The organism is Shinella daejeonensis (assembly GCF_024281235.1).
Taxonomy (GTDB): domain Bacteria; phylum Pseudomonadota; class Alphaproteobacteria; order Rhizobiales; family Rhizobiaceae; genus Shinella; species Shinella daejeonensis.
In genome coordinates this window covers 25,774-45,257 of the sequence record NZ_JAHWXY010000013.1, presented here as the reverse complement: position 1 = coordinate 45,257, position 19,484 = coordinate 25,774, and the positions used below count along the sequence as shown (strand labels likewise).

Annotated in this window: 19 protein-coding genes; 11 read left to right on the top strand and 8 right to left on the bottom strand. The window is 66.1% G+C overall.

The annotated features are described in order from the left end of the window. Genes KYK29_RS20235 through hemW form a run of 3 tightly spaced genes read left to right on the top strand, consistent with a single transcriptional unit; the run spans position 1 to position 2,277 of the window. Positions 1 to 417 (top strand): VOC family protein, encoded by a 417-nt coding sequence (locus KYK29_RS20235; protein WP_254692711.1) that lies wholly within the window; start codon positions 1 to 3, stop codon positions 415 to 417. Positions 418 to 434: 17 nt separating this feature from the next. Continuing rightward, the gene (gene rdgB, locus KYK29_RS20230) at positions 435 to 1,079 is read left to right on the top strand and encodes an RdgB/HAM1 family non-canonical purine NTP pyrophosphatase (RefSeq protein WP_254692710.1); all 645 of its coding nucleotides are present in this window, start codon (positions 435 to 437) and stop codon (positions 1,077 to 1,079) included. Positions 1,080 to 1,083: 4 nt separating this feature from the next. Further along, on the top strand, positions 1,084 to 2,277 hold the full coding sequence (hemW, locus tag KYK29_RS20225) for a radical SAM family heme chaperone HemW (RefSeq protein WP_254692709.1): 1,194 nt from the start codon (positions 1,084 to 1,086) through the stop codon (positions 2,275 to 2,277). Positions 2,278 to 2,296: 19 nt separating this feature from the next. Here hemW and KYK29_RS20220 read toward each other — a convergent pair whose 3' ends face one another. From KYK29_RS20220 to mutM, 5 genes are all read right to left on the bottom strand, one after another. After that, positions 2,297 to 2,794 carry a GNAT family N-acetyltransferase gene (locus KYK29_RS20220; RefSeq protein WP_254692708.1) on the bottom strand — a complete coding sequence of 166 codons (498 nt, stop codon included), beginning with the start codon at positions 2,792 to 2,794 and terminating at the stop codon, positions 2,297 to 2,299. Positions 2,795 to 2,915: 121 nt separating this feature from the next. Further along, a complete protein-coding gene (dnaA, locus tag KYK29_RS20215; protein ID WP_254692707.1) occupies positions 2,916 to 4,364 on the bottom strand; it encodes a chromosomal replication initiator protein DnaA in 1,449 nt (482 codons plus the stop codon). Between the two features lie 930 nt (positions 4,365 to 5,294). Next, complete coding sequence (gene rpsT, locus KYK29_RS20210) at positions 5,295 to 5,561, bottom strand: 30S ribosomal protein S20 (RefSeq protein ID WP_254692706.1); 267 nt, start codon at positions 5,559 to 5,561, stop codon at positions 5,295 to 5,297. Positions 5,562 to 5,742: 181 nt separating this feature from the next. Further along, positions 5,743 to 6,516, bottom strand: a complete 774-nt coding sequence (locus KYK29_RS20205; protein ID WP_254692705.1) for an enoyl-CoA hydratase — start codon at positions 6,514 to 6,516, stop codon at positions 5,743 to 5,745. Positions 6,517 to 6,536: 20 nt separating this feature from the next. Beyond that, on the bottom strand, positions 6,537 to 7,430 hold the full coding sequence (mutM, locus tag KYK29_RS20200) for a bifunctional DNA-formamidopyrimidine glycosylase/DNA-(apurinic or apyrimidinic site) lyase (RefSeq protein ID WP_254692704.1): 894 nt from the start codon (positions 7,428 to 7,430) through the stop codon (positions 6,537 to 6,539). Positions 7,431 to 7,629: 199 nt separating this feature from the next. Between mutM and ubiE the strand changes: the two genes are divergently transcribed. The 4 genes from ubiE (at position 7,630) to coaBC (ending at position 12,195) form a co-directional block, all read left to right on the top strand. Continuing rightward, complete coding sequence (gene ubiE / locus KYK29_RS20195; RefSeq protein ID WP_254692703.1) at positions 7,630 to 8,406, top strand: bifunctional demethylmenaquinone methyltransferase/2-methoxy-6-polyprenyl-1,4-benzoquinol methylase UbiE; 777 nt, start codon at positions 7,630 to 7,632, stop codon at positions 8,404 to 8,406. 68 nt (positions 8,407 to 8,474) lie between these two features. Next, a complete protein-coding gene (ubiB, locus tag KYK29_RS20190) occupies positions 8,475 to 10,049 on the top strand; it encodes a 2-polyprenylphenol 6-hydroxylase (protein WP_254692702.1) in 1,575 nt (524 codons plus the stop codon). Between the two features lie 56 nt (positions 10,050 to 10,105). After that, positions 10,106 to 10,915: an ion channel gene (locus KYK29_RS20185; protein ID WP_254692701.1), complete on the top strand. Its 810-nt coding sequence runs from the start codon at positions 10,106 to 10,108 to the stop codon at positions 10,913 to 10,915. A gap of 74 nt (positions 10,916 to 10,989) precedes the next feature. Beyond that, on the top strand, positions 10,990 to 12,195 hold the full coding sequence (coaBC, locus tag KYK29_RS20180; protein WP_254692700.1) for a bifunctional phosphopantothenoylcysteine decarboxylase/phosphopantothenate--cysteine ligase CoaBC: 1,206 nt from the start codon (positions 10,990 to 10,992) through the stop codon (positions 12,193 to 12,195). Positions 12,196 to 12,216: 21 nt separating this feature from the next. On the opposite strand, the gene KYK29_RS20175 is transcribed toward coaBC, so the two are convergent. Next, positions 12,217 to 13,035 carry a class II glutamine amidotransferase gene (locus tag KYK29_RS20175; protein WP_254692699.1) on the bottom strand — a complete coding sequence of 273 codons (819 nt, stop codon included), beginning with the start codon at positions 13,033 to 13,035 and terminating at the stop codon, positions 12,217 to 12,219. Positions 13,036 to 13,172: 137 nt separating this feature from the next. Between KYK29_RS20175 and KYK29_RS20170 the strand changes: the two genes are divergently transcribed. After that, the gene (locus tag KYK29_RS20170) at positions 13,173 to 13,577 is read left to right on the top strand and encodes a GFA family protein (protein ID WP_254692698.1); all 405 of its coding nucleotides are present in this window, start codon (positions 13,173 to 13,175) and stop codon (positions 13,575 to 13,577) included. Positions 13,578 to 13,590: 13 nt separating this feature from the next. Here the strand turns inward: KYK29_RS20170 and KYK29_RS20165 are convergent, their stop codons facing one another. After that, positions 13,591 to 15,171 (bottom strand): peptide chain release factor 3, encoded by a 1,581-nt coding sequence (locus KYK29_RS20165; protein WP_254692697.1) that lies wholly within the window; start codon positions 15,169 to 15,171, stop codon positions 13,591 to 13,593. Between the two features lie 92 nt (positions 15,172 to 15,263). Between KYK29_RS20165 and dut the strand changes: the two genes are divergently transcribed. The 3 genes from dut to cysK all read left to right on the top strand — a co-directional run bounded on the left by dut (position 15,264) and on the right by cysK (position 17,686). After that, positions 15,264 to 15,722 carry a dUTP diphosphatase gene (gene dut / locus KYK29_RS20160; RefSeq protein WP_254692696.1) on the top strand — a complete coding sequence of 153 codons (459 nt, stop codon included), beginning with the start codon at positions 15,264 to 15,266 and terminating at the stop codon, positions 15,720 to 15,722. Positions 15,723 to 15,725: 3 nt separating this feature from the next. Beyond that, entirely contained in the window at positions 15,726 to 16,613 is an 888-nt protein-coding gene (locus KYK29_RS20155) for a GNAT family N-acetyltransferase (protein WP_254692695.1), read from the top strand. Between the two features lie 104 nt (positions 16,614 to 16,717). Beyond that, a complete protein-coding gene (cysK, locus tag KYK29_RS20150) occupies positions 16,718 to 17,686 on the top strand; it encodes a cysteine synthase A (protein ID WP_254692694.1) in 969 nt (322 codons plus the stop codon). A 72-nt stretch (positions 17,687 to 17,758) separates the two neighbouring features. Here the strand turns inward: cysK and KYK29_RS20145 are convergent, their stop codons facing one another. Then, positions 17,759 to 19,291: a YifB family Mg chelatase-like AAA ATPase gene (locus KYK29_RS20145; protein ID WP_254692749.1), complete on the bottom strand. Its 1,533-nt coding sequence runs from the start codon at positions 19,289 to 19,291 to the stop codon at positions 17,759 to 17,761. Positions 19,292 to 19,484: the final 193 nt, after the last annotated feature.

Below are 19,484 nucleotides of genomic sequence, written 5' to 3'. Positions count from 1 at the left end.
ATGCCCCCCGCAATCGAAGGCATCCTCGAAACCGCGCTTTACGCCAAGGACCTCGATGCGGCGGAAGCCTTCTACGGCGATCTGCTCGGACTCGAGCGGATCGTCCGGGTCGAGGGCCGGCACGTGTTCTTCCGGTGCGGGGCCGGTGTGTTGCTGGTCTTCAACCCGCAGGCGACGGTCGTGCCGCCATCGCCCGGGGGGTTGCCCGTTCCCCCGCATGGCGCGCGCGGCCCGGGGCACGTCTGTTTCCGCGTCGCCGCCGCCGATCTTGATTTCTGGGCGAAAAAGCTCGTAGAAGCGGGCATCGCCATCGAAGCGGATTTCCGCTGGCCGAACGGCGCGCGCTCCATCTATTTCCGCGATCCCGCCGGCAATAGTATCGAATGTGCGGAACCCGCCCTCTGGGCCACCACCTGAAAGACGACATCCAAGCCATGCGCAAGCTCGAAACCAAGACGATCGTGGTCGCCAGCCACAATGCCGGCAAGATCCGCGAAATCGAGGATCTCATCGCCCCCTTCGGCTTTTCCGCCCGCTCGGCGGCCGATCTGAAGTTCGACGAACCCGAGGAAACCGGCACGACCTTCGAGGAAAATGCGGCGATCAAGGCGCTCGCCTCCGCCCGCGCCGCCGGCCTGCCGGCCCTTTCCGACGATTCCGGCATCGTCATCGACGCCCTCGGCGGCGCCCCCGGCGTCTATACGGCGAACTGGGCGGAGAAGGCGGATGGCACACGTGATTTCTCCATGGCGATGGAGAAGGTGGAAAAGGCGCTGGCCGAAAAGGGAGCCGTCGCGGCGAAGGACCGCACCGCCCGCTTCGTCTCGGTGCTCTGCCTTGCCTGGCCGGACGGGCATACCGAGATGTTCCGCGGCGAGGTGGAGGGACAGGTCGTCTGGCCGCCGCGCGGCGCCCGGGGCTTCGGTTACGATCCGGTCTTCCAGCCGGACGGTCACGAAACGACCTTCGGAGAAATGAGCGCGGAGGAAAAGCACGGCTGGAAACCCGGCGATCCGACGGCCCTGTCGCATCGCGCCCGGGCCTTCCGGCTTTTCGTCGAAACCTGCCTGAAGGCCTGAGGACATGGCGGCGACGCCCTTCGATATCCGCCGGAGCCTGGCGATCGACCCGCTCGATCCCGGCTTCGGCGTCTATATTCACTGGCCGTTCTGCGCCGCCAAGTGCCCCTATTGCGATTTCAACAGCCATGTCCGTCATCAGCCGGTGGACCAGCCGCGCTTCATCGAGGCCTTTCTCCGGGAAATGGCGGTGGCGCGACGGCTTTCGGGACCCCGCACCGTCACCAGCGTCTTCATGGGCGGCGGCACGCCGTCGCTGATGGCCCCTGAGACCGTCGGCGCGGTTCTCGACGGGATTTCCCGCCATTGGCATGTGCCCGACGGCATCGAGATCACCATGGAGGCCAACCCCTCCAGCGTCGAGGCGGAACGGTTCCGCGGCTATCGCGCCGCCGGCGTCAACCGGGTTTCGCTCGGCGTGCAGGCGCTGAACGACACGGACCTGAAGTTCCTCGGCCGGCTGCACGACGTCGAGGATGCGCTGAAAGCAATCCGGCTGGCGCGCGAGATCTTCCCGCGGATGTCCTTCGACCTCATCTACGCGCGGCCGAACCAGACCGTCGAGGCCTGGGACCGCGAACTGACGGAAGCGATCTCCTACGCGGTCGATCATCTGTCGCTCTACCAGCTGACGCTGGAGGAAGGCACCCCCTTCTACGGCCTGCACAAGGCCGGCAAGCTGGTGCTTCCCGACGGCGACCAGTCGGCCCTGCTCTATGAGGCGACGCAGGCGATCACCGAACGCGAAGGCATGCCGGCCTATGAGGTTTCCAACCATGCCCGGCCGGGCGCGGAAAGCCGGCATAACCTCACCTACTGGCGCTATGGCGACTATGCCGGCATCGGTCCGGGAGCGCACGGCCGGCTGACGATCCCCGGCGGCAAGATCGCCACGGCCACCGAGCGCAATCCCGAGGGCTGGCTGCATCTCGTCGAAACGGCGGGCCACGGCATGATCGAGCAGGAGCGCCTGCAACCGGAAGAGCAGGCGGACGAACTGCTGCTGATGGGCCTTCGCCTCAAGGAGGGCGTGGACCTTGCCCGCTGGCAGATGCTTTCAGGGCGCGATCCCGACCCGGAGCGGGAGCGGTTCCTCATCGAGCACGGCTTCATCGAGCGGCTCGGCAACGCGCGGCTGCGCTGCACACCCGCCGGCATGCTCATCCTCGACGCGGTGGTTGCCGATCTCGCCTGCTGACGGCGGCCGTCCCGGACGATCAGTCGGGCAACTCCTCGACCTGCCGCAGATAGGGCCGGAAGCCCGCCCGCTCGTAGGTTTTCTGCGCGCGGGGATGATCGTTGGTGTCGGTGCGGAGCCAGATACGGCCCACGCCGGACGTCCACATCGCCCGCAAGCCGCTGTCGAGCAGGAAGGGGCCGAGCCGCCGGCCGTAAACCTCCGGGACAAGGCCGAAATGGGTCAGTTCGATCGTTTCCGGATCCGCCGCATCGAATTCGCACAGACCGACAGGACGCCCCGCCTCGCGCATGACGAAGGCGACGGTTGTCGGCCGCGACAGGATATCCGCAAGCGCCGCCGCGGGCATCCGCAGCCGCTGGTCCCACGAATAGGGGCCGCCGATGTCGCGGTAAAGCGACAGATAGGCTTGGTATGAAAGCCGTTCGGGGGCGAGTTGCAGCGCACCCTCCGGCTGCCGCAGCGGCGGCGGCGCAGGCGCGGCCCGCAGTTCCATATAGGTGACGAGAAGCTTCACGGCCTGTCTCTTCCTTCCCTCTGTGCCTGCCTCGGCCCCTTCCCCCGAAAGACGAAACGCCGCGCGCGAACGAAAGTCCGGCACGGCGTTTCGGGACAGCGTCGACCCCGGCGGTACGGGGCTATTCGTTGATCAGCCGCTTCAGAAGCTCGATCTCATGGCTCAGTTTGGTATCGCCGGAGATCAGGTCCTCGATCTTGCGCACGGCATGCAGGACCGTCGTGTGGTCGCGCCCGCCGAAACGCCGGCCAATCTCTGGAAAGGAGCGCGGCGTCAGCGTCTTCGACAGATACATGGCGATCTGGCGCGGCTTGACGATGACGCGGGTGCGACGGTTCGATACGAGTTCCTGGCGCGAGACGTTGTAATGCTTGGCGACGACGCGCTGGATGTCCTCGATGCGCACACGGCGCGGCTCGCCGGCGGCCACCAGGTGGCCGAGCAATTCGTCGACCCGTTCGATGGTGAGATTGGGCTCGAAGGACCGTCGGAACAGCAGCTGGTTGAAGGCTCCCTCCAGTTCGCGTCCGCTTGCCGTGATGTTGCGCGCGACATGGCTCAGGATTTCCACGGGGATATCGAGCGTGTGGTCCTCCTGTTGCGCGACCGTGAGCCGGCGCTTGAGGATTTCAAGCCGCATCTCGTAATCCGGCGCTTCCATCTCGATGGCGACGCCGCCCTGGAGACGCGAACGAACGCGCGGATCGAGCGATTCCAGTTCCCAGGGCGCCCGGTCGGCGGCGACCACCACCTGCTTGGCGGAATCGAGCAGCATGTTCAGCAAATGGCAGAATTCGTTCTGGATGGAATTGCCTTGCAGGAACTGCATGTCGTCGATGACCAGCAGATCGATGTTGCGCAGCGACTCCTTCAGGGACAGCGCATCATTGTCCCTGATGGCGGTCGCGAAGCGCCACATGAAATACTCCGCCGTCAGATAGACGACGCGGGGATTGCGCGCGCTGGCGAGGGCCGCAATCGCGATCGCCTGAAGGAGATGCGTCTTGCCGAGGCCGACGCTCGAATGGATGAAGAGGGGATTGAAGCGCACGGCTCCCGCGCCGGCTTCGGCGATGGTGCGGGCCGCGGCGAGCGCAACGCGGTTCGACGTGCCCTCGACGAAGGCGTCGAACGTATAGCGCTGGTCGAGCGGCGAGCCGAAGAGCGGGCCGGACGGCTGCGGGCGCGGCTGGCCCGCGCCGGCGAGCGACGCAGCCACATGGGAAACGACCTGGGCGGCGCCGGTCGCGCGGCGCGACGACGGCTGCTGAACGGGCGGCTCGATGGCGGCCTCGTCGGAGACGGCGATGCGGGTGCCGCGCATGGCGCTGCGGACCAGAATCTCCACCTTCAGGATTTCCGCGTCTTCCTGCTGGAAAAGACTGGTGATGAGATCGAGATAGCGATTGTTGATCCAGGACTTGAGGAAGGTGGTCGGGACCGAAAGACGGACGACGCTCCTGGAAACGGAATGGATCTTGAGCCGGCCGAACCAGCTCGCAAAGACGTCGGGCCCGACCTGCGCCTTGAGGCGCGCGCTGACCCGTTCGAAAAGCGCATCATGCTTCATTTGTGATGTCGTCCCCGCTTGAGCCCCTTCTTGCGGGAGCGTCTGTCCTGCGTCTTCCCCTTTTGCAAATGCATCAGCCGTCCGGGCCGTATTCGTCTGCATCGTGCCGCCTTTCATTCTCATTCGCTGTGACGGCAATTCTGCCGCCACCCCTTCTGTGTTGCACCGTGACCGGATCTCTCCGGCTGCCGGTGTCGTCAGACCGGCCGTTCCCTCCGCGGCAAGCCCTGGCTCAGGCGTAACCGGAAAGAACCGGCGAAGCCGCTTCCCGATTACAGAATCGGCTCGCCACCCCCTCGTCGGGCGCGAGCCGACCGGCTCGTTGTCATCCGGTCTTCCTCGTCGACCGTACCGGCTCAACAGCGCTCGCAAACGTCCAGGTCCAGAGGACCGCAGGCGTCTGGGACAAGCGTCGCCGGTTTGATGATTTTACGAAGCGGAGCCGCTCCGTTACAGGAACAAACGCCTGATCCTGCCTCTTATCAAGACAGCGCCAAACACTCGTTGCGGGCTCGTATCCGCGCCCCCTGTGGAAGGCATTTAGGCAGGATCGGACGGCAAGATCAATCGCGAATTTTACGTAAAATTAAGGGCCGGCCGTTGACTCACACGCCGCTTCCTGACTCGGAAAGCCGCATTTCAGACAGAATCGCTTAGGAATCAATGGCTTTGATTTCCGGCTTTTTTTCGGACCGTAGGAAAACGTGAAAAATAAAAAATCGCTTGACTCCCGGTCCCGTCAAATTCCCGCCACAGGCCGGCGGACAGGAACCGATATCCTCGCACAACCAGTTGATTTTAAAGGATTTTTTACGTCATTTTCCTGACATGTCGGAGCCTTGCGCATTAACCATGGCAAGGCCGAAAAAGCAAAGAAAAAGCCCGGCGCAAGCGCCGGGCTCTCCCTGAAATTGCATAGCTCGAAGGCGCTCAGGCCTGCATCGCGTTGACGCGTCCAGCCAGACGGGACACCTTGCGGGCCGCCGTATTGGAATGGAAGACGCCGCGGGTGGCCGCCCGCATCAGCTCCGGCTGAGCCGCCTTGAGGGCGGCGGCCGCAAGCGCCTGATCGCCGGAGGCGATTGCCTCCTCGACCTTGCGGAGGAAATTGCGGACGCGCGAACGGCGCGACTTGTTCACTGCGGTACGCGTGGCGATCTTACGGGTCGCCTTCTTTGCCGACGTTGTATTGGCCATATATGCCTCTCTTCAGAAATCTGACACAAACCCCACCCTCGCCGTGCCGGGTCCTTCCGACCTGTCATTCAGGCAATTCGGGGGCAATATCGGAAAACCTTGGAGACCGGCTTTCCAAACTGTGGGCGGCGTATAGCCGGAAACCGCGCGGACGTCAACGCGGATTCTCGCACCGCAGCCCTCAGCGATGGCGGAAGGCCGGCTTGCGTTTCTCCACGAAGGCCGCCATGCCCTCCTTCTGGTCGTCGGTTGCAAAAAGCGCCTGGAATAGCCGCCGTTCGGCACGCAAGCCTTCCGAAAGCACGGTTTCCTCGGCGCGGCCGACCGCCTCCTTGGCCATCATGACGGCGGGAAGCGGGAAGCCGGCAATCCTGGCGGCGGCGGCAAGCGCCTCCTCCATGAGCCGCTCCGGCGCAACGACGCGCGCGACAAGCCCCGAACGTTCCGCCTCCGCCGCATCCATCATCCGCCCCGTCAGGCACAGATCCATGGCCTTGGCCTTGCCGACGGCCCGGATCAGGCGCTGGGTGCCACCCATGCCGGGAATGATCCCGAGGGTGATTTCCGGCTGGCCGAACTTCGCCGTCTCGGCGGCGATGACGATATCGCACATCATGGCAAGCTCGCAGCCTCCGCCGAGCGCGAAACCGCTGACCGCCGCGATCATCGGCTTGCGGCAGCGGGCGATATCCTCCCAGCCGCCGACCAGATCGTCGAGGAAGGCGTCGGCGAAGCCATAGGCCTGCATTTCCTTGATGTCGGCGCCGGCGGCGAAGGCCTTTTCCGAGCCGGCGATGACGATCGCACCGACGGCAGGATCCGCAGAAAAGTCCGCCAGCGCCACCTTCAGTTCGCCAAGCAGCTGGCGGTTCAGCGCGTTCAGCGCCTGCGGCCGGTTGAGCGTCACCACGCCGACACGGTCCCGCGTTTCCACCAGCAAGGTCTCATAGGCCATTGTCCGTCTCCTCTCTTCGTTCATTTCTGGCAGGCCGGGCACAGGAAGGTCGACCGGCCAGCCTGGATCATGCGGGTTACGACGCCGCTGCAACCGGGCGTGCGGCAAGGCTCCTTCTCGCGGCCATAAACGGAAAAGGAATGCTGGAAGTAGCCGAGCGAGCCGTCCGCGCGGATATGGTCGCGCAGGGTCGAGCCGCCGGCTTCGATCGCCTCGGCGATCACGGCGCGGATCGCCCCGGTCAGCACCGCCAGCTCCTTCTTCGGCCGGCCTGTCGCCGTCACCAGCGCACCGGCGGGCCGTTCCGGCGAAAGGCCGGCGCGCCACAACGCCTCGCACACATAGATATTGCCGAGCCCGGCGATGTTCTTCTGATCGAGCAGCGCCGCCTTCAGCGGCGTCCGGCGCCCCCGGAACTTCGCAGCGACATAATCCGCATCGAGCATATTGCCGGTGGGCTCCGCACCGAGGTCGCGGAAGAAGGCATGGCCGTCGATCCCCTCGCGGCGCGTCATATCCATGAAGCCGAAGCGGCGCGGATCGTTATAGACCACCCGCCGCGCGCCCGCCTGCGTATCGAGATGCAGCACCACATGGTCATGGCGCGGGTCCTTGCCGCGCGGAACATGGAAATCGCCGGGCACATCCTGTGGGCCGGCCGGCTGTTCCACCCGGAAGGAGCCGGACATGCCGAGATGGGCGATCACCACGTCTCCGCCCTCCAGATCGACCAGCAGATATTTCGCGCGGCGGCCGAGCGATACGATGCGGCGGCCGGAAAGCGTCTGTGCGAACCCTTCCGGAAAGGGAAAGCGCAGGTCCGGCCGGCGCAATTCGGCGCGACGGATCACCGCACCCTCCATGACCGGCGCAAGGCCGCGCCTGACTGTTTCCACTTCCGGCAATTCCGGCATCGTGCTGCTCCTCGGAAGGGCAAGGCCCGCGCGGCATTTTTGCCGCCGCCGGCATTTCCCTATCGTCAATCTATGTCCTATATACGCGGCACGCCCTTGCGCGAAAGCGGGGCGCCTGCGTCAGATAGCGCGGGATCAGCCAGATCGCCATGGTTCTTGCGGCCGCAAAGCCGCGACAGACCGGCCCACGGAGTTTACGATGACCGAACGGCGCACGTCCGCGGAAGGCGGAATGGAAACCTCCTACGGCTTCCGGCAGGTCGCCGAGGGCGAAAAGCAGGTGCTCGTCAACGACGTGTTCCACAAGGTCGCCAAGCGCTACGACATCATGAACGACATCATGTCGGCCGGCCTCCACCGGGCCTGGAAGGACGCGGCGGTGGCGAGCCTCAATCCGCGCCGCAGCCCCGACTACCACGTGCTGGACGTGGCCGGCGGCACCGGCGACATCGCCTTCCGCATCGTGGAGGCTTCCGGCAGGCAGGCCCGGGCGACCGTGCTCGACATCAACGGCTCGATGCTGGCCGTCGGCGCCGATCGCGCGGCAAAGAAAGGACTTTCGGCCAATCTCGAATTCGTCGAGGCGAATGCCGAGGACCTGCCGTTCGACGACGGCTCTTTCGACGCCTATACGATCGCCTTCGGCATCCGCAACGTGCCGCGCATTCCGGTGGCGCTCGCGGAAGCCCACCGCGTCCTCAAGCGGGGCGGCAGGCTGCTGGTGCTGGAGTTTTCCGAAGTGGAGATGCCGCTGCTCGACCGGTTCTACGACACCTGGTCGTTCAAGGCGATCCCGCAGTTCGGCCGGATGATCACCGGAGAAGCCGAGCCCTATCAGTATCTCGTCGAATCGATCCGCAAGTTCCCCAACCAGGAGGACTTCGCCGCGATGATCCGCGACGCGGGTTTTTCGCGCGTGACCTATACGAATTATACCGGCGGCATCGCCGCGCTGCATTCCGGCTGGAAGCTTTAAGGCATGGCTTTGGCTGACGAGACGACGATGCGCCACCTTTCTTGCGTCCTCTCCGGCGGCGGCGGCCTATGAGTACGCCCGGCGCCTACCTCCGCCTCGCCCGTGTCGGCTGGGTGCTGCTGCGCGAGGGCGTCGTGTCCAGCCTGCCTGCCGACGGCCTGCCGCCGCTTGCCCGCGCAGGCCGCAGGCTTGCCGGTCTTTTCGCCCGCCGTCGGCGGCGCGGCGAGGATCGCAGCGACAGGCTCGCCCGGGCCGTCGAACGGCTCGGCCCCTCCTATGTGAAGATGGGGCAATTCCTGGCGACCCGCCCCGACGTCGTCGGCGCGGACATCGCCATCGACCTCTCCGCGCTGCAAGACCGCATGGCGACCTTTCCGCGCGCTGCGGCGGCCGCCACGGTGGAAGGTTCGCTCGGCCGGCCGATCGATGAACTTTACGTGGATTTCGGCGAGCCGATCGCCGCCGCCTCCATCGCCCAGGTCCACCCCGCGACGGTGCGCGACGCGGCCGGCGACCGGCGCGTCGCCGTCAAAGTCATCCGCCCCGGCGTGCGCCAGCGTTTTGCCCACGACCTTCAGGCGATGTATGCAGCCGCTCATCTTCAGGAGACCTTCCTGCCCCACACCCGGCGGCTGAAGCCGGTCGAAGTGACCCATACGCTGGAGCAGACGACGAAGATCGAGATGGACCTGCGGCTGGAGGCGGCGGCCCTTTCGGAGCTTGCCGAAAACACCCGGACCGATCCGGGCTTCCGCGTGCCGGCGGTGGACTGGGAACGGACGGGGCGCGACGTCGTCACCATGGAATGGATCGACGGCGTCAAGATGTCGGATCTCGACGGCCTGCGGGCCGCCGGCCACGATCTCGACGCGATCGCCGACACGCTGATCCAGTCCTTCCTGCGCCACACGCTGCGCGACGGCTTCTTCCACGCCGACATGCATCAGGGCAATCTCTTCGTCGATCCGCAGGGCGTCGTCGTCGCCGTCGACATGGGGATCGTCGGGCGGCTCGGCAAGAAGGAGCGCCGCTTCCTCGCCGAAATCCTCTACGGCTTCATCACCCGGGATTACCAGCGCGTCGCCGATGTGCATTTCGAGGCGGGCTATGTGCCCTCCCACCACAATACCGCAAGCTTCGCGCAGGCGATCCGGGCGATCGGCGAGCCGATCCACGGTCAGCCGGCGGAGACCATCTCCATGGCGAAGCTGCTGACCCTGCTCTTCGAGGTGACGGAACTCTTCGACATGGAGACCCGGACCGAACTGGTCATGCTGCAAAAGACCATGGTGGTGGTCGAGGGCGTGGCGCGCACGCTCAACCCGCGCTTCAACATGTGGAAGGCCTCGGAGGGGGTTGTCGGCGACTGGATCCGGGACAATCTCGGACCCAAGCGGCTGCTTGGCGATCTGCGCGACGGCGCGCACGCGGCGCTGCGCCTCGCCGAAGCCGCGCCGGACATCGCCATCCGCGCGGAAAAGCTGTCGCTCGAGCTTGCCGCCATGGCGGAGAACGGGCTGCGCTTCGACGCCGAGACCGCAGAGGCCATCGGCCGCTCCGAGGCGCGGCATGGACGCACCGGCCGCGTCGCGCTCTGGATCATCGCAGCAACGCTCGTCTATATCGCCTGGTCGATCAGCTGACGAAACGACAGGCGGGCGCGCTTGACCCGCGGCGGCCGGACGCTACTCTTTTCGCCATGACCGACGAGCCGCAAAGCGCCCCTTCCCCATCCTCCACGCCGGAGCGGCTTCGCCGGCAGTTGCGCGGCCTCTATTACGGCCGCGACCGCGAGGCGATCCGTTTCCAGTTCGCCATGCTCAGCCTTGACATGGCGATCCTCGCCTTCTTCGTGGCCGGCCCCTATCTGCGCGGTCACGGCGCGACGGCCTATATCGCCATCGACTATGTGATCGCCCTCATCATCGCCTTCGAGCTGGGTGCGCGCCGGCTGGTCGCCCCGACGCTGAAATACTGGCTGATGCGGCCGATGACCTGGGTCGATATCGTCATCCTGGGAACGTTGCTCTTTCCAAACCAGCTCCATAATTTCGCCTTCCTGCGGGTGCTGCGCATCTGGGCGATCAGCCAGAGCAAGCTGGTGACGCTCCTCCTCCACCGCATCGGCTACGGCCATGTGGAGGACATCTTCCAGGCCTGCGTCAATTTCGTCGTCTTCCTCTTCCTCGTCACCGGCTTCGTCTACAGCAACTTCTTTTACGGCGTGCCGGGCGTCGCCGGCTTTATCGACGCGCTTTACTATACGGTGGCGACCGTCACGACGACGGGCTTCGGCGACCTCGTCCTGCCGGGACCGCTCGGCAAGCTCACGTCGATCATCACGATGATCATCGGCATTTCGCTCTTCGTGCGTCTCGCCCGGGCGATCGTCCGGCCCTACAAGGTGACCTATCCCTGTCCGCAATGCGGGTTGCAACGCCACGACGCCGACGCGGTGCACTGCAAGGCCTGCGGCCACATCCTCAACATCCGCGACGAAGGGCATTGAGCCTTCAAGGCGGCTTGGAAAACACCGCCCGACACGATAGGACGGAACGATCGCCTCAACGTCGGGACACCGCCATGTCGCTCGCCGGAAAACGCATCCTCCTCATCATCTCGGGCGGCATCGCGGCCTACAAGAGCCTCGATCTCATCCGCCGGCTGCGCGAGCGCGGCGGCGAGGTCCGGCCCGTCATGACCGCCGGCGCGCAGCAATTCGTGACGCCGCTCGCCGTCGGCGCCCTCTCCTCCGGCCATGTCTATACCGATCTTTTCTCGCGCGAGGACGAGCAGGACGTCGGCCATATCCGGCTGGCGCGCGACTGCGATCTCGTCATCGTCGCGCCGGCGACCGCCGACCTCATGGCGAAAATGGCCAACGGCCTGGCCGACGACCTTGCCTCCGCCGTGCTGCTGGCGAGCGACCGGCCGATACTGGTCGCCCCGGCGATGAACCCGAAGATGTGGACACATCCGGCGACAAGCCGCAACGTCACGACCCTTCGCGGCGACGGTATCGTCTTCGTCGGGCCGAACGCCGGCGAAATGGCCGAAGGCGGCGAGGCGGGCACCGGCCGCATGGCGGAGCCGCTGGAAATCGTGGCGGCGGCGGAAGCGCTCGTTTACGGCGGCCCCAAGCCGCTTGCCGGACGCAGCGCCATCGTCACCTCCGGGCCGACCCATGAGCCGATCGACCCCGTCCGCTATATCGCCAACCGCTCTTCCGGCCGGCAGGGCCATGCCATCGCCGCCGCGCTTGCGCGCCGCGGCGCACAGGTGACGCTTGTCTCCGGGCCGGTCACCCTGCCCGATCCCCCCGGCGTCACGACGGTCCGGGTCGAGCGGGCAGAGGACATGCTCCAGGCCGTTCTTTCGGCGCTGCCGGCCGACATCGCCGTCATGGTCGCGGCGGTCGCGGACTGGCGCGCGGCGACGGCTGCGGGCGAGAAGATGAAGAAGCGGCCCGGCGAAGGCCCGCCGCCGCTGATGCTTGCGGAAAACCCCGACATCCTGAAAACCGTCGGGCATCATGCAGACCGTCCGGAGGTCGTGGTGGGATTTGCAGCGGAAACCCGCGACATCGAGGAAAACGGCCGCCTCAAGCTGGAGCGCAAGGGCGCGGACCTCATCGTCGCCAACGACGTCTCGCCGAAAACCGGCATCATGGGCGGAACCCGCAACAGCGTGAAGCTGATCGCCCCGACCGGCACGGTGCAATGGCCGGATCTTTCCAAGGACGAGGTCGCGGACCGGCTCGTGGACTGGATCGTCGACCGGCTGCGCTGAAAGCCGGAAGCCTCGCCCGTTTCAGACCGCGGCGGCTTTCCGCTCCATTGTCCCGGCCGGGCGTCCGGCCGGTGCGAAGAGGCGGATATCGACACCGTTCTCCCCGAGAACGATGGCGCTGCCACCGGGGATTTCCAGCCAGGCGTCGCTGTCGTCGTCGAGCGGCTCGGAGACGAGGCAATAGCCGCCCTCGCCGCCCATCGGCGCGGCGTAAAGGGTCGGGGCGGCATCGTCCGTCGCATAACGGACCGCATAAAGCTCGCGCCCGTTGGAAAAGGCGGCGGTCAGGCGGACGAGAACACGCCGCTCCATATGGTCGGCAAGGCGCTCGATGAAGGCCACGGTCTCGGCCATCGCGCCAAGCGGATCGTGCTCCAGCCCGAACTGAAGGGCCAGCAGGAAGATAAGCTCGGAATCCGTCGAGCCCATGCGCGCGGCATAGAGATCATTGTCGAGCATGGTGTCGAGCGGGCGGCGAAGATGCTCGAAATCGGCGATCTGGCCATTGTGCATGAAGGACCAGACGCCATGCACGAAGGGATGGCAATTGTCGCGGCGGGTGCCGCCGCCGGTGGCTGCCCGGACGTGGGCGAGAAAGAGCGGGGAGCGGACCTGGCGGGCGATGCTCTTGAGGTTGCAGTCGGACCAGGCGGGCAGGACGTCGCGATAAAGGCCCGGTTGCGGGCGCTCCGCGTACCAGGCGATGCCGAAGCCATCGCCATTGGTGGCCGTCTTCGCGCGGGATGCGCAATGGGACTGCTCGATCAGCGAATGGGCGGGGGAGGAAACCAGTTCCTCCAGATAAAGCGGCTCACCGCGATAGGCTGCCCAACGGCACATGACGTCCATCCCGCATGCGAAGCCGAAGGCGGGGCCGGCGGCATTCGCGTTTCGTTAACCATGATGCTGTCGCAAGTTTCCGCACAAATAGGTAACAATGCGTTAACGGATCATCCTGTGGCGTGGGGAATGCGGATATGCATATCGACGGGCAATGTCATTGCGGTTTCGTGACCTATGAGGCCGAGATCGATCCGGGGTCCGTTTTGATCTGCCATTGCACGGCCTGCCAGCGGCTGACCGGTTCCGTCTATCGGGTAACGGTGACCGCCCGGCGCGACGCCATCCGCCTGACCGCCGATAGGCCGCAGGTCTACATCAGAACCGGCGACAGCGAGCGCAAGCGTCTGCAACATTTCTGCCCGAAATGCGGCTCTCCCCTCTTTACCAGCGGCACCGGCGAAGACGATGAGACCTGGGGCATCCGATGGGGAAGCATCAACCAGCGCGCCAGTCTCAAGCCGCAACACCAGATCTGGTGTGCATACGCAATGGACTGGTTCGACGAACTGTCCGCGCTGCCGGGCCGGCCGGGCGACTGAAGGTCCGGCGCCATCACGCCTTGACGACGTGATATTCCTTGATCGCGACCATTCCGATAGCCGGGTAACGTTCCGACTCGTAACGCAGGGAAAACGCATCCTGCGCCATGAACACCGGGTCGCCATCGAGGTCCCGCGCGATGTCGCCGCGCCGCTCGGTGATGAACGTCTCAAGATCGGCCGCCTTGTCGGCGGAAATCCAGCGGCAGACGGAAAAACGCGAGACTTCGAAGGAGACCGGCAGGCCGTATTCCACCTGAAGCCGCTCCTTCAGCACGTCGAGTTGCAGCGCGCCGACGACACCCACGATGGCCGGCGAGCCGTCCTCCGGCGTGAATAGCTGGACGACGCCCTCCTCCGCCATCTGGTGCAGCGCCTCCCTGAGCTTCTTGGCCTTCATCGCATCTTCAAGCCGCACGCGGCGCAGGATTTCCGGCGCGAAATTCGGTACGCCCTCGAAGACCAGCGCCTCGCCCTCCGTCAGCGTATCGCCGATGCGCAACGTGCCGTGGTTCGGGATGCCGACCACGTCACCGGCATAGGCCGTATCGGCAAGCTGGCGCTGGGATGCGAAAAAGAACTGTGGCGCCGTCAGGCCGATCTGCTTGCCGGTGCGCGCCAGGCGCACCTTCATGCCGCGCTCCAGCATGCCCGAGCAAACCCGGGCGAAGGCGATGCGGTCGCGATGGTTCGGGTCCATATTGGCCTGGATCTTGAAGACGAAGGCCGTCATCCTGTCTTCCGCAGCGTGGACCGTGCGCACATCCGCCACCTGATCGCGCGGGGGCGGCGCGAAGGCGCCGAGCGCCTCTATCAGGTCGCGCACGCCGAAATTCTTGAGCGCCGAGCCGAAGAAGACCGGCGTCATATGCCCTTCGAGAAAGGCTTGGTGCTCGAACGGGCGACAGGCCCCGCGGGCCAGTTCCATCTCCTCCAGGAAAGCCTGTCTTTCGTTTTCCGGCAGGCGCGCGGCGATCTCCGCCGGATCGTCCACCTTCAACGGCTCGACCTGCGTATCGGAGCCGCGGAACGTACCGTCGGCAAGATGGAACGAACCGCAGAATGTCTTCGACCGGCCGACGGGCCAGGTGACAGGCGCGGTGTCGAGCGCCAGCTTTTCCTCCACCTCGTCGAGGATCTCGAAAGGATCGCGGCTTTCGCGGTCCATCTTGTTGACGAACGTGAGGATCGGAATGTCGCGCAGCCGGCAGACCTCGAAAAGCTTCAGCGTTCGCGGCTCGATGCCCTTGGCCGCATCAATCACCATCACGGCGGCGTCCACCGCCGTCAGCGTGCGGTAGGTGTCGTCGGCAAAGTCCTCGTGGCCGGGCGTATCGAGGATATTGAAGACGTTGCCGCCATATTCGAAGGTCATGACGGAGGTGACCACGGAGATACCGCGCTCGCGCTCGATCTTCATCCAGTCCGACCGGGTCTGGACGCGGTCCTTCTTGGCTTTCACCTCGCCGGCAAGCTGGATCGCGCCGCCGAAAAGCAGCAGTTTCTCGGTGAGCGTGGTCTTGCCGGCGTCGGGGTGCGCGATGATCGCGAAGGTGCGGCGGCGGGAGACCGCCTTGGCGAGGGTTTCGGCCATTCTTGTCATTTTCCTGTGAGTTGCGCGGTCTTTACAGTCTCCGCCGGAAAAGTGCAATTGACGACGGGAGACCGCCGCCGGCTTATGGAGCCATGATCGCACCCTCTCTCCAAATCATCCGCCTGCCGCACGGCGAGGGCATGGATCTGCCCTCCTACGAGACCGCCGGCGCCGCCGGCATGGACCTGCGCGCCGCCGTCGCCGCTGACGCCGCCCTGACGCTTGCGCCGGGCGAGCGCACGCTGGTGCCGACGGGGTTCGTCTTCGAGATCCCGCACGGTTTCGAGGGGCAGGTGCGGCCGCGCTCGGGGCTGGCCTTGCGGCATGGCCTCACCTGCCTCAACACGCCCGGCACCGTCGACAGCGATTATCGCGGCGAGGTCAAGGTGCTGCTCGTCAACCTCGGCGCGGAAGCCTTCACCATCGAGCGCGGCATGCGCATCGCCCAGATGGTCGTCACCCCGGTCGTGCAGGCTGCGGTGGTGGAAGTGGCCGCGGCAAGCCGGACCGCGCGCGGGACCGGCGGTTTCGGCTCGACGGGTGTGCGATAAGCCGTGCAGGCGCGTCACCGCCTGACCTTCCGTTCGGACCATGGCGGCGATCCCGCCGCATGGCGGGCCTTCGCCGATCTTCTTCACGATACGTTCGGTATCGATATCACCATCCTCGACGCGCTCGGCGGACCGGATCCGACGCTTGCGCCTTTCGGCTGGTTCGATGCGGCGGGGACCTGCGTCGCCAGCCTCTGCGCCTTCTCGATACCGCTTGTCATCGGCGGGACGTTCGTGCGCGGCGCCGGCCTGCAATCGGGCGCGGTGCGGCCGCAATGGCGGCGACAGGGGCTCTTCCGCGATCTCATCGGAGCCGCCCTTAACCATTGCGCGGCGGAAGGCTTCGAGGCCGTGACCCTGCTCACCGACACGCCGGCGCTTTATACGCCCTTCGGCTTCCGCCCGCTGCCGCTATACCGTTTCGAGGGACCGCCGCCATCAAGGGGCGCTACCGCCGGAGCCCGTCCTCTTGATCTGCGCAACGATGCCGACATCACGCTGCTACGGCGGCTTCTCGACGCCCGCCGCCCGGTCGCCGACCGTTTCGCACCGCTGCGGCAGGTGGAGATGTTCTTGTTCAACGCCGCGCTTTCGCCCGATATCCGGCTTGCGTTCATGGAGGACAGCACCGCCGCGATCGCCTGGCGCACCGGGGACGGCGGCCTCTTCGACCTCGTCGATATCGCCGGCCCCACCATCCCGCCGCTTGCCGATATTCTTGCCGCGCTCGACCTTTCCCCCACCCGTATCGTCACCCGGTTTTCTCCCGATCACCTCGACTGGCAGGGAAAGGCGGTGGCCGAAAGCGACCGTCTCACCTTGATGATGAGAGGCGCGGAGGCGCTGATCCCGCCGCATCCCTTCGGGCTTTCACCGCTTGCGGAATTCTGACGCCGCCTGCGGCAGGCGCGCGTCAAAGTGACGCCCGATATCCGGACTCGCCGGAGCGGGATTTCCATTCTATCTTCCTCCCAACCGCAAAGAGGGAGACTGCGATGACCGACAACCGCAAGCCTGGCCGTGGCCGCATCTATGGCTCGATTACCGAGACGATCGGCGATACGCCCCTTGTCCGCCTCGAAAAATTCGCCAGGGAGAAAGGCGTCGAGGCCGACATTCTCGCCAAGCTTGAATTCTTCAACCCGATCGCCTCGGTCAAGGACCGGATCGGCGTGGCGATGATCGAGGCGCTGGAGGCGGCGGGCCGGATCACGCCCGGCAAATCGACGCTGGTGGAGCCGACGTCCGGCAATACGGGCATCGCGCTTGCCTTCGCCGCCGCCGCCAAGGGCTATCGGCTGATCCTCACCATGCCGGAAACCATGTCGATCGAACGGCGCAAGATGCTGGCGCTGCTGGGGGCCGAACTGGTGCTGACGGAAGGCCCCAAGGGCATGAAGGGCGCGATCGCCAAGGCCGAGGAACTGGCCGCCAGCATTCCGGACGCAGTGATCCCGCAGCAGTTCGAAAACCCCGCCAATCCCGATATTCATCGCCGCACGACCGGCGAGGAGATCTGGAACGACACGGAAGGCAAGGTCGATATCCTGATCTCCGGCATCGGCACCGGCGGCACGATCACCGGCGCGGGGCAGATGCTGAAGGCGCGCAAGCCGGGCGTGAGGGTCGTGGCGGTCGAACCGACCGACAGCCCCGTCCTGTCGGGCGGCGATCCCGGCCCGCACAAGATCCAGGGCATCGGCGCAGGCTTCGCGCCGGCGGTGCTCGACCGCTCCGTCTATGACGAGGTGGTGACGGTCACCAATGACGAGGCTTTCGAGACCGCGCGGCTCGTGGCGCGGCTGGAGGGCGTACCCGTCGGCATTTCCTCCGGCGCAGCGCTTGCCGCCGCCGTCAAGGTGGGCAGCCGGCCGGAAAACGCCGGCAAGACCCTGGTCGTCATCATTCCGTCCTTCGCCGAGCGCTATCTCTCCACCGCGCTCTTCGAGGGTCTTGGAAACTGAACCCGTCGGGAGGAAGGCCCTGCGTCTTCTTCCCCTCGCCTCCGGGAACCCCGGCTTTCCGGGGACGCGCGCTCAGGCCGCGGCGGCCAGCCTGTCGCCGGCCATGCGATAGGAGATCGCCTCGGCCAGATGGATACGCCCGACCTGCGCCGCGCCATCGAGATCGGCGAGCGTGCGGGCGACCTTGAGCACCCGGTGATAGGCGCGCGCCGAGAAGCGCATCTTCTCTGCGGCATCGCGCAGAAGCTGAAGGCCGGCGGCATCGGGTTCGGCGATCCGCTCCACCAGCGCCGTGGCGGCGCGGGCGTTGCTGGTGACCGCCGGCACGCCGAGCCGCGCGAAACGCTCGGCCTGGAGGACCCGCGCCTGCGCCACGCGGCGCGCCACCGCCGCACTCGTCTCCGCCGCCGCCGGGCGGATCAGGTCCGTCGCCGCGACGGCCGGAACATCGATACGGATGTCGATGCGGTCCATCAACGGTCCGGAGACCCGCGCCTGATAGTCGGCGGCGCAGCGCGGCCCGCGGGCGCAGCTTCGCCCGGGTTCGCCCGCCATGCCGCAACGGCAGGGGTTCATCGCCGCCACCAGTTGCACGGCGGCCGGATAGCTCACCCGATGGCTGGCGCGCGCGATCACGCATTCTCCGGTTTCGAGCGGCTGGCGCAGCGCATCCAGCGCCTGGGGCGAGAATTCCGGCAATTCATCGAGAAACAGCACGCCATGATGGGCCAGCGAGACCTCGCCCGGGCGCGCGCGCGGACCGCCGCCGACGAGTGCGGCCATGGTCGCCGAATGATGCGGCGCGCGAAACGGGCGGCGATCGGAAAGCCGTCCGCCCGAAAGGGCTCCGCCGATGGAATGAATCATCGAGACTTCGAGCAGTTCGGCCGGAGCCAGTGGCGGCAGGATCGAGGCGAGCCGCGCGGCGAGCATGGATTTTCCCGAGCCGGGCGGACCGATCATCAGCAGATTGTGATTTCCCGCCGCCGCCACCTCCAGCGCCCGCCGGGCGCTTTCCTGTCCGCGGATATCGGCCAGATCCGGCAGGTTCCCGGCGGCGGCGCGGACGGCGGCCTCGGGGCGGGGCAGAACCTGCGTCCCCTTGAAATGATTGGCGAGCGCAATCAGGCTGCGGGGCGCGAGGATGGAAAGATCACCGCCCGCCCAGGCGGCCTCCGCACCGTTTTCCGCCGAACAGATCAGGCCCTTGCCGAGCGCGTTGGCGCCGATGGCGGCCGGCAGCGCGCCCGCGACGGGTGCGATCGTCCCATCGAGATTGAGTTCGCCGATGACGACATAGCCCGCCACCGCATCGGCCGGGACCGCGCCCAGCGCCACCATCAGGCCGAGCGCAATGGCAAGATCGTAATGGCTTCCCTCCTTCGGCAGGTCGGCAGGCGCGAGGTTGACGGTGACCCGCTTCGGTGGCAGCGACAGGCCGGAGGCATGAAGCGCCGCATGCACCCGCTCACGGCTTTCGGCCACCGCCTTGTCCGGCAGGCCGACGATCTGCATGCCGACCTTGCCGGGTGCGACCATCACCTGGACGTCGACAGGCACGCCTTCGATGCCCTGAAATGCAATCGTATTGACCCGCGCCACCATGATCGCCCCCGCCCGTACCGCTACCGGCACCGCATGCAACCGCCCCTGACCATTGCAGCAACCTTGGCACGAGATTCCGGATAAGACAAGAACAAATATGGAACAAAGATTCCGCAGCGCCCCGTTCCGGTTGCACGAGGTTGTATTTGGAGAACGAAAGCGGGACGCATTCGCATGCGCCCGCCGTCCGAGG